A 9,679-nucleotide genomic window follows, 5' to 3' on the forward strand; every position below is an offset into this window, starting at 1 on the left:
CCCGCTTTGCCGTACCTTTCGTGCTGGGTCGCCCACTAGGTTTTTTCTCGAAAACGAAGGGGCGAATATGGTCATCTCACATATGTTCCGGGTCGCGCTGCCGTGCGCGCTCATGGCAGGCGCGATCGGCTTTGCCGGTCATCAGGCGCTCGATGCGGCCGATCACTTCGATCCGCCAGCGCGCACGGGGTCGGATACCAACACCGTCGGATTCGATGTCGCTGCCGATATCGCCGATCTCTATGCCTTTCACGATGTCAGCAACGTCTATGTGGCGATCAGCTTCGGGGGCCCTTCGGCCACCAATCTGCCCGGCTTCTACGACCCCGACGTGCTCTACACGATCAACATCTCCAATACCGGCACGCGCACCGATATCGAATTCCCGATCGAGATCCGCTTCGGACGCGATGGCGCCAATCCCGGGATAGAGGTGCGCAACCTGCCCGGCGCCAGCGTGCTGCGCGGACCGGTCGAACGCAATCTCGTGACCAATAACGACATCATGGTGCGCGCCGGATTGTTCGACGATCCCTTCTTCTTCGATCCGCAGGGCCTGCGCGATTCGCGGGCGACCGGCAACCTGTCGTTCAACAATGCGCGCAACCGGTTTGCGGGCCTCAATTCGACCTTCGTGATCATCGCCATCCCGCGCGGATTGATCGACCGCGGCCAGCCGCTGGACATCTGGACATCGTCCGCACGGATCAGGAGCTGAGCATCATGACCAACACCCCCGTCTCGCGCACGATCGTCTCGGCTCTTGCGCTGTCCGCCCTGCTCGCCGGATGCGGCAGCAACGAACCTGCCACCAACGCCATCGTGGTCCCGCCCGTCGCGGTCGCGCCGACCCCGGCACCGACGCCCACCCCCGCCCCGGCACCGACCAGCTTCAATGTCGCGCCGTGCCTCAACCAGACCGTGGTTCCCGGTCGCACCGTCGCCAATCTGGTCGTGCCCGATGTGCTGCAGCTCGATCTCAACCAGCCCTCCGGCTTCCCCAACGGGCGGCGCTATCTCGATCCGGTGATCGACGTCACATTGGCGGTGATCTTCCTCGACCTGCGGCGGCATCCCGCCACGACCTTTGCCGCGATCCCGGTCAACCCCAATGGCATCGATCAGCCGTTGCCATCCACCTTCCCGTTCCTGGCAGCGCCGCTCGGCAGTCCGCCGAGATCGAACGGGGCGGGCACCAACTTCACCTTCCGCAGCGACCTGCCCTCGGCCTATACCCGGGTCGATCGCGCGGGCATGCCGGCGGTGTCGACCGCGTTGATCTCGGGCAATCCCAACAAGAACAGCTATAACGACGATACGCCCACCATCGATGCGACCGGAAAATGGGTGCCTGAATTGTCCGGCACGCTCACCATCCTCACCAATGCGCTGGCGGACGATTTCGGACGGCTGGGGCTGACCATCTGCGCCGCGCCCGCCTGACAACCGGACGCGGCCCATGCAGACAGCCCCGATGACGTCGCATCTTGCGGCCTGGAAATGGTGGATCATCGCAGCCGTGGTCATCGGCGCGCTGTGGGTGACCGACCGGCTGAGCGATGCCGATAGCCTGCCCGAGCAGATCGTCTGGGAGGATTCGCCCTTCTCGGGCAGCGGGCCGCCGCGCACCTATTCGGAAGCGATGACGCGCAGCAAGCTCGCCGTCACCAATGCCGGCGCCGCTGCCCGGGCCAAGCCCGACCAATGGCTGATGCACGAGATCCATGCCAGCGAACTGATGGCACGGGCGCAGCTATCGGGATCGTATGAGGATTATGCCGCCGCCGGCCAGGCGCTTGATGCGGCGTTTGGCGTCGCGGTGAAGGGCAGCGGGCCGCACCTGATGCGCGCCGCGCTCGATTTCAGCATGCACCGGCTGGCCGGAGCCGAAGCGCAGCTGGCCGCGATCGATCGGTATGCCGTTCCGCCCGATCCGGGCGACCGCGCCGAGATCACCGCGGTGCGCGGCGACATCGCCTTTTATCGCGGCGACTATGACGCAGCCTGGGCGCTCTATGATCAGGCCGATGCGCTGGTGCCGGGATCGACCCTGTTCCGCCGCGCGATCTTTGCCGCGCGGACCGGCGATGTCGACGGCGCCGACGCCTATTTCGCTCAGGCCGAGCGCGCCTATCGCTCGCCCACGCCGCAGACGCGCGGCTATATGGCGCTCCAGCGCGGAATCCTCGATCTCGATCGCGGGCGGCTTGACGATGCCATGGTCCATTTCCGCGAGGCCGACCGGCTGTTCCCCGGCCGCTGGCTGATCGAGGAGCATATCGCCGAGGTGCTCAACCTGCAGGGCAAGACTGCTGAGGCCGAAACGCTCTATCGCGCGATCGTCAAACGCACCGGCCACCCCGAATTCATCGATGCGCTGGCGGGCATCGCCGAAGCGCGCGGCGACACGGCAGAGGCCGCGCGGCTGTATGGCCGGTCGGCGGCGATCTGGGACAAGCGCCTCAAGCTGTTCCCCGAAGCCACATACGGCCATGCGATCGACCATTGCACGGCGCGCCGGGACTGGCCCTGCGCGCTGCGGCTGGCTGAGGCCAACCACCGGGCGCGTCCGTTTGGCGAGGCGAAGATCAAGCTCGCCGCCGCCCTGCTGGCCAACGGCCGGACCGATGCAGCGCGCGCGATGATCGAGCAGGTGCTGGCCTCGCGCTGGCGCACGCCCGACCTCCACAGCACCGCCGCCGATATTTACCAGGCGGCCGGGTTGACGCAAAAGGCCGAGGCGCAACGCAAGCTGGCCACGGCGTCGAACCCGCTGTCATGAAGCGCTGTCGTCTGACCTGCTGGAAGATCAACCATAGATTTTGAAGAACACGTTCACGGAGTGATTGATGCCATTTCGCCAGACCATCAGATTGACGAGCACGATCCTTGCCTTGGTTGTCCTGACCGCAGGCGCGGTCCCCGCGTCGACCGCAGGCGCGCAATCGTCGGGAACTGAAGCGACCGAATCTGCAGGCTATGTCTATGCAACTTCGGTGGAATCGGGGGCTGCCCCGTCACTGACCTTCAAACAATTCGGTCCTGAAATGACGGGTACCTACAGCGAAACGCAGGATGACGCGTTTTATGATAGCATCTACCAGTCGGGGGGTGGCACCATTACCAAAGGTCGTCTGGTCGGCACCTTCAGTGGCAACACCTTCACCGGATACTGGTATGACGATCAGGGGCGAACCGGTGTGCAGCGCGAATGCAACCCGCCGCATGAGGGCGAACGGATCTACGGGCGGGTCACCCTGCGATTCTCCGCCGATCGCAAGAGCTTTACCGGCTTGCACAGCACGTGCGACACGGCACCCGAAGACGCCTATTTTGCCAGCTGGAAGGGTACGCTGACGCGGATCGTCCCATAGCGCCCGGACAACGGACCCGCAGCCATCCAAAAATCGGTTTGTCCGCACATGCTGCCAGCAAACCGCCGAGTTCATGGGGCCGTACAAGTCAATACCCTTGCTCGCCGCCCAGCTTTGGCCTATAGCCAAGCCCATTATTCGGCCACCCCGCGAGGGGTGGCCATATTTTTTGGAGAAACGCCCATGTCTGCCAACCCCCAGCCGCTGATGCCGCATGCAACCGCATCCTGGATGGTCGACAACACCGGTCTCAGCTTTGAGCAGATTGCCGATTTCTGTGGTCTGCACATTCTGGAAGTCCAAGCGATGGCCGATGATCTCGCCAGCAGCAAGTACACCGGCCGCGATCCGGTGCGCGCGGGCGAACTGACCATGTCGGAAATCGAGAAGGGCCAGGCCGATCCCGAGTACCGCCTGAAGATCCAGGTCGGCCCGGCGCAGGTCCGCCGCACCAAGGGTCCGCGCTACACGCCGGTCTCCAAACGCCAGGACAAGCCCGATGGCATCGCCTGGATCCTGCGCAACCATCCCGAGATCTCGGACGCGCAGATCGGCAAGCTGATCGGCACGACGCGCAACACCATCGCCGCGATCCGTGATCGCAGCCACTGGAACATCTCGAACATCCAGCCCAAGGATCCGGTGACGCTGGGCCTGTGCTCGCAGCGCGAACTCGACGCGATCGTCGGCAAGGCGGCGAAGAAGGCCGGAATCACCGAGGAAGCCCCCACCGACACCCGTCTGGGCGGGGATCGCGAAGCGCTGATCGAGGAACTGCGCGCCGAACGTCAGGCCGCCAACCGCGCCGCCGAGGAAGCCGCACGCGAAGCGGCGATCGAATCGGCGCTGCTGGGTGACAGCGAAACGGAAGCATCGGGCGAACAGGCCTGATGGCCGAGGCGGCCCCGGGCGAACCGGTCACCCGCACCGGGCCGCCCGCTTATGATGCCTCGCTCGCCGATCACGGCCTCGAGGCCAAGGAATTTCGCGGGCTGACCTATCCGCTGGGCGATCATGCGCCCGGCTATGGCGAATATTTCGGCATCGCGCCGGGGCTGGGCTGGACGCGTCTGCCCGTCCCCGGCCCACTCGACCATATCAACATCTGGCTGCTCGACGACCGCGATGACGAAGGTGAAGGCGTCGCCATCGTCGATACCGGGCTGTACATGCCCGGCTCCACCGATGCCTGGAAGGCGCTGTTTGCGGGCGGCCTGCAGGGTCGCCGCATCACACGGGTGCTGGTCACCCATTTCCACCCCGATCATGTCGGCGCCGCAGGCTGGCTGTGCCGCCGTTTTGGCGTCCGGCTGTGGATGAACCGCACCGAATGGCTGATGGCGCGGATGCTGACCGCCGATGTCCGCGCCGAGCCGCCGCAAGAGGCGCTCGACCAGATGCGGCTGGCCGGCTGGGACGAGCCCCGGCTGGAGAACATGCGCGCCAAGGGCTGGGGCAATTTCGCGCGGATGGTCTCCGATGTGCCGATCAGCCATGTCCGGTTGGATGATGGCGCCGAGGTCGTCATCGGCGAGCGCACCTGGACGGTGATGACGGGCGGCGGCCATACCCCGGAGCACGCCTGTCTGGTCGACCAGGCCGGACAGGTCGTGATCGCCGGCGACCAGATTCTGCCGCGCATCACTTCGAACGTGTCGATGATAACCAGCGAGCCCACCGCCGATCCCTTGCGCGAATGGCTCGACAGCATCGCCAAGTTCCGTTCGGCGCTGACCGGCGACGAGCTCATCCTGCCCGCGCACGGCTTTCCGTTCACCGGCGTACACGCCCGGCTCGATGCGCTGGCAAGCGGGCATATCGAGCGTCTGGACGTGCTCGAGGCTGCGCTCAAGCAGGCGCCGATGCGCGCAGTCGACACCTTCGGGATCCTGTTTGCGCGCGATGTCGATGACAGCGTCTATGGCATCGCCACCGGTGAGGCGCTGGCGCATCTGCGCTATCTGGAATGCGCCGGCCGGGCCACCTGCACGGTGCGCGATGGGGTGGGCTGGTATTCAGCCTGACCGGTAGCGCGCTTCGGCCTCGGCGATGTAATCGCGGGTGATCGGCAGGGCGTGGCGGCTGCGCGCGAACTGCACCTGATAGTTGCACATCCCGCCATGCTCGAACGCCGCGGTCGCGCCTGCCAGATAGAAGGTCCACATCCTGAAGAAGCGGGCATCGTACAGCGCCTCGATCTCCGCCTGCCTGGCCACGGTGCGCTGGTACCATGCCCGCAGCGTATGCGCGTAATGCAGCCGCAGCGTCTCGATATCGGTGGCGATCAGCCGTGACGGTTCGCTGGCGCGAACGATCTCGCTGAGCGCCGGGATATAGCCGCCGGGGAAGATGTATTTGCTGGTGAAGGCATCGGTCGCGCCGGGCACGCCCATCCGCCCGATGGTATGGAGCAGCATCACCCCGTCATGCGCCAGCAGTTTGCGGCATTGGCGGAAGAAGGCGGGATATTGCGGCACACCGACGTGTTCGAACATGCCGACCGAGACGATCCGGTCGAAAGTGCCGGTGAGCGCGCGATAGTCGATCAGCTCGAAGCGGACCCGGTGGGCAACCCCTGCCGCCTCGGCGCGCTGGTGGGCGATCTTGAGCTGCTCGCGCGACAATGTGATGCCCAGCACGTCGACATCCGCGACGCGGTTCAGATACAGCGCCATGCCGCCCCAGCCGCAGCCGATATCGAGCACCTTGAGGCCCGGTCGCAGCGCGAGCTTGGCCGCGATATGCGCCTTCTTGTCGTCCTGCGCCTGTTCGAGGCTGGCGGCCGGATCGGTGAAATAGGCGCAGCTGTACTGCTTGTCGGCATCGAGAAAGAGGTCGTAGAGCCTGTCGTCGAGATCATAATGATGCGCGACGTTGCGCTGCGACCGGCCCGCCGGATTGATTTGGTCGATCCGCCCGCCGATCGCCTTGGCGAGCTTGCGCAACGGACTGCGGGGCTTGAGGTCGCCGCCCTTGTCCCACGGCGCATTGGCGCGCACCAGCTCGATCAGCTGCATGATGTCGCCGCGCTCGATGATCAGCCGGCCATCCATATAGGCCTCGCCCGCCCCCAGCCGGGGACGTAGCGCAATGAACCGCGCGACATCGGCATCGGCCAGCCGCACCGCGACATCGGGAAAGCCGGGGGTCGGCGCACCGTAGCTGCGGGTCCGCCCGGTGTGATCGGTCAGTTCCAGCCTGCCCTGCAGGATGATCCGGCCCAGAAATCGATCCATCAGCGTCATCGGACAGACTTACGCAGCTTTCCCCCGATCAGATCCCGGCATACCATTCATAGCCTGCCGCATCCTCCCAATAGCCACCGCCGCCGCCGTAGCTCAGCCGGTAATCGGCCACCGCCTCGATCCGGCGGACATATTTGGCGTGCTTGTAGCCCAGCTGCCGCTCGACCCTGAGGCGCAGCGGCGCGCCGTTGCCGATCGGCAGCAGTTCATCGTTGAGCGCCCAGGCCATCATCGTCTGCGGGTGGCGCGCATCGGTCATGTCAATGCTCTCGTAATAGGGGCCGGCGCGCAGCGTATCGGCGCAGTGGAAGACCAGATAGCGCGCGCCGTCCTTGACCTTCACCTTGTCGAGCAGATGCGCGAGGTTCACCCCGGTCCACTTGCCGATCGCGCTCCAGCCCTCGACACAATCGTGCCGGGTGATCTGGGTCTGCCGGGGCATGGCGCGAATCTGGCCGAGCGCAAAGCGGGTGGGCCTTTCGACCAGCCCGTCGATGGTCAGCGTCCAGTCCGAAAATTCGGTGGCTGCCTGGCGCAGATAGTCCGCATCGGTCGGCGCACGGGTGCCGTTGGCGGGGACCGAGCGGCCGATGTCGCGCGCAGAATATTCGCGCGCCAGCCTGTCCGACCCCAGCAGCGCGCGCTGCAGCGCCATATTGCCCTTTTCCGCCAGCCGCAAGGTATCGCGCCAGCCCTGGTTGGCGTTGAGCGCATCGCAGCCCGACAACAGTCCGCCCGAGGCGACGGCAAGCGAGCCGACCAGTGCGCGGCGGCTGAGGATCAGCGGGGAAGGCGCATCGGTCATCGCCGGTGTCCGATCGTCATGCCGCGCAGCAGCGTCAGCGGCTTGTGCACGATCACCAGCGCGAAGTGCAGCACCATGAAGCCGATCAGCGACCAGGCGATGATGAAATGGATCGAGCGCGCGGTCTGCCGTCCGCCGAACATCATGCTCGGGAAATGCAGCGCGGCATCGGTGCCCGGCGACATCGCAAGGCCCGTCACGATCATCAGCGGCAGCATCACGAAGATCACCGCGATATAGCTCAGCTTCTGCAGCGGGTTATAGGCCTCGCCCGGCGCGGTGTGGAAATCGAATTTCGCATGGTCGACAATCGTCCGCCAGAGCGCGCGCGGATGCCATTCGGCGGCGCGCATCGCGATCATGCCGCGAATATGCCCGTTGAACAGGCTGAAGATTATGAAGAACAGCAGCCCGAAGGCGAAGAACCAGGCGAAGAAGAAATGCCAGTGCCGGGCATCGGCAAGATTATAGTCGGTGGGGATCGTCGCCCAGCCGGGAAAGGCGCGGCTGCGCATCACGCCCTCGCCATCGCTGTAGCGGCCGAGCACGCCGGTGGTATCGAGCCGCGCCCCGCCGATCTCCAGATAGCCGCGCTGCCCCTGCTGGCCGATGGCGAGCCAGGCGGGCTCGTCGCGATTGCCATATTCGCCCCAGTAGAGGCGGGGATGCGCGTTGAAGATCATCAGTCCGCTCATGAACAGCGTGATCAGCGCCACCAGATTGACCCAGTGCCACATCCGCGTGGCGACGGCATGCTGATGGTCGGGCTCGCTCACCGGCGGCGCGGGTGCGGGCTCCGAAACGGGCAGAGGCAGGGTTTCGGCAGGATCCAGAGCAGCGATCATGTCCGTCATTCGCAATCAGTCTCCGGTCGGTTACAGTCGAGCCGCGACTCTGCTCCGTTTTTACGCCACGAAAGACCATCTGTCATGCCCGCTGATGCCTCGGTGATTACCCTTTCGCCCGATCCGCTTGATGCCTATGCGATTTCGCCGGGCTGGAAGGCGGGCGGATTGCTGTTCCTCTCCGGCCAGGCAGCGATCGACGAGCATGGCGCGATCATCGGTGCAGGGGATTTTGCGGCCCAGCTCGAACAGACCTTTGCCAATATCGACCGGGTGCTGGCTGCGGGCGGAAGCGACCGCAGTCGAATCATCAAGGTGACGATCTATCTCACCGACATGGCCCATTTCCCGGCGATCGTCGAGGCGCGCCAGCGCTATTTCACCCGCCCCTGGCCTGCCGATACCATCGTTGAGGTCCGCGCGCTGGCATTGCCCGAATTGGTGGTCGAGATCGATGTGATCGCTTTGGCCGGCCACAGCTAGGCTCAGGACTCGCTGATTAGAGCCAGAAGATCACGGTGGCCGCCAGTGCGAGTGCGGAAAAGTAGACGGTAGGGCAGCGGTCATATCGCGTTGCCACGCGGCGCCAGTCCTTCAGACGGCCGAACATGATCTCGATGCGGTTACGCCGTTTGTACCGCCGCTTGTCGTATGTGACGGGCAAGGAGCGGGATTTGCGGCCCGGAATGCACGGTTTAATGCCCTTTTGCTCAAGCGCATCTCTGAACCAGTCAGCGTCATAGCCGCGGTCGGCGAGCATCCACTTGTCCTTGGGCAAATCGTCGAGCAAGGCCGCGGCACCGGTGTAATCGCTGACCTGGCCGGCTGTGATGAAGAAGCTCAACGGGCGGCCGTTTGCATCAGTCACGGCGTGCAACTTCGTGTTCATGCCGCCCTTGGTCCGTCCGATCAAGCGCCCGAGATCCCCTTTTTTGCCCCAAGGCTGGAAGCCGTGCGGTGGGCCTTGAGATAGGTCGCGTCGATCATGACGGTCTGCGGATCGGCCCTCTGGGCGGACAGGCCTTCCATCATCCGGGTGAACACGCCCATTTCGCCCCACCGTTTCCAGCGGTTGTACAATGTCTTGTGCGGCCCGTATTCTCTGGGCGCATCCCGCCAGCGCAGGCCGTTCCGGTTGACGAATATGATCCCGCTCAGGACCCGCCGGTCATCAACGCGGGGCCTGCCGTGGCTCCTGGGAAAATACGGCGACAGACGCCCCATCTGCTCGTCCGTCAGCTAATACAGGTCACCCATGCTCAGTCTCCTCGCGGAGCCTGAATCACATAACCCTTAGCCAATCAATGGGTCCTGAGCCTAGCTTGACCGTCGCCTCACGTTGCTGTCGAACCCATGGGAGCAGGATGGCTTAGAAGTCGCGGAGTAGTGATGAAAAACCGGTCAGACGGG

11 protein-coding genes are annotated in these 9,679 nt (G+C 64.8%); 7 read left to right on the forward strand and 4 right to left on the reverse strand.

Annotated features, from left to right (window positions below):
- The first annotated feature begins 67 nt into the window (after positions 1-67).
- The 6 genes from LI72_RS18135 (at position 68) to LI72_RS18160 (ending at position 5,398) form a co-directional block, all read left to right on the forward strand.
- Positions 68-718, forward strand: a complete 651-nt coding sequence (locus LI72_RS18135) for a hypothetical protein (protein ID WP_033927382.1) — start codon at positions 68-70, stop codon at positions 716-718.
- A gap of 5 nt (positions 719-723) precedes the next feature.
- A complete protein-coding gene (locus tag LI72_RS18140; protein ID WP_033927383.1) occupies positions 724-1,443 on the forward strand; it encodes a DUF4331 family protein in 720 nt (239 codons plus the stop codon).
- 31 nt (positions 1,444-1,474) lie between these two features.
- A complete protein-coding gene (locus LI72_RS18145; protein ID WP_231562529.1) occupies positions 1,475-2,782 on the forward strand; it encodes a tetratricopeptide repeat protein in 1,308 nt (435 codons plus the stop codon).
- Positions 2,783-2,849: 67 nt separating this feature from the next.
- A complete protein-coding gene (locus tag LI72_RS18150) occupies positions 2,850-3,374 on the forward strand; it encodes a hypothetical protein (protein WP_033927384.1) in 525 nt (174 codons plus the stop codon).
- Between the two features lie 183 nt (positions 3,375-3,557).
- Entirely contained in the window at positions 3,558-4,265 is a 708-nt protein-coding gene (locus LI72_RS18155; RefSeq protein ID WP_033927385.1) for a DUF1013 domain-containing protein, read from the forward strand.
- Entirely contained in the window at positions 4,265-5,398 is a 1,134-nt protein-coding gene (locus LI72_RS18160) for an MBL fold metallo-hydrolase (RefSeq protein WP_033927386.1), read from the forward strand. The genes LI72_RS18155 and LI72_RS18160 overlap by 1 nt, the downstream gene beginning before the upstream one ends.
- Here the strand turns inward: LI72_RS18160 and LI72_RS18165 are convergent.
- Genes LI72_RS18165 through LI72_RS18175 form a run of 3 tightly spaced genes read right to left on the reverse strand, consistent with a single transcriptional unit; the run spans position 5,390 to position 8,269 of the window.
- Positions 5,390-6,619 carry an SAM-dependent methyltransferase gene (locus LI72_RS18165; protein ID WP_033927387.1) on the reverse strand — a complete coding sequence of 410 codons (1,230 nt, stop codon included), beginning with the start codon at positions 6,617-6,619 and terminating at the stop codon, positions 5,390-5,392. The genes LI72_RS18160 and LI72_RS18165 overlap by 9 nt on opposite strands.
- Before the next feature lie 28 nt (positions 6,620-6,647).
- A complete protein-coding gene (locus LI72_RS18170) occupies positions 6,648-7,424 on the reverse strand; it encodes a molybdopterin-dependent oxidoreductase (protein WP_033927388.1) in 777 nt (258 codons plus the stop codon).
- Positions 7,421-8,269 carry a cytochrome b/b6 domain-containing protein gene (locus LI72_RS18175; protein ID WP_231562530.1) on the reverse strand — a complete coding sequence of 283 codons (849 nt, stop codon included), beginning with the start codon at positions 8,267-8,269 and terminating at the stop codon, positions 7,421-7,423. Before LI72_RS18175 ends, LI72_RS18170 begins: the two co-directional genes overlap by 4 nt.
- A gap of 84 nt (positions 8,270-8,353) precedes the next feature.
- Here LI72_RS18175 and LI72_RS18180 point away from each other — a divergent pair, with 84 nt between their 5' ends.
- Complete coding sequence (locus tag LI72_RS18180) at positions 8,354-8,752, forward strand: RidA family protein (protein WP_033927389.1); 399 nt, start codon at positions 8,354-8,356, stop codon at positions 8,750-8,752.
- A gap of 16 nt (positions 8,753-8,768) precedes the next feature.
- Here the strand turns inward: LI72_RS18180 and LI72_RS19755 are convergent.
- Positions 8,769-9,493, reverse strand: a protein-coding gene (locus tag LI72_RS19755; RefSeq protein WP_443018136.1) for an IS5 family transposase whose coding sequence is annotated in 2 segments (ribosomal slippage) — positions 8,769-9,193 and positions 9,193-9,493 — 726 coding nt in all. Because the reading frame shifts where the segments join, the coding sequence is not laid out codon by codon here.
- Positions 9,494-9,679 lie beyond the last annotated feature (186 nt).

Origin of the sequence: Sphingomonas sp. 35-24ZXX (assembly GCF_000786215.1) — a bacterium.
Lineage (GTDB): Bacteria > Pseudomonadota > Alphaproteobacteria > Sphingomonadales > Sphingomonadaceae > Blastomonas.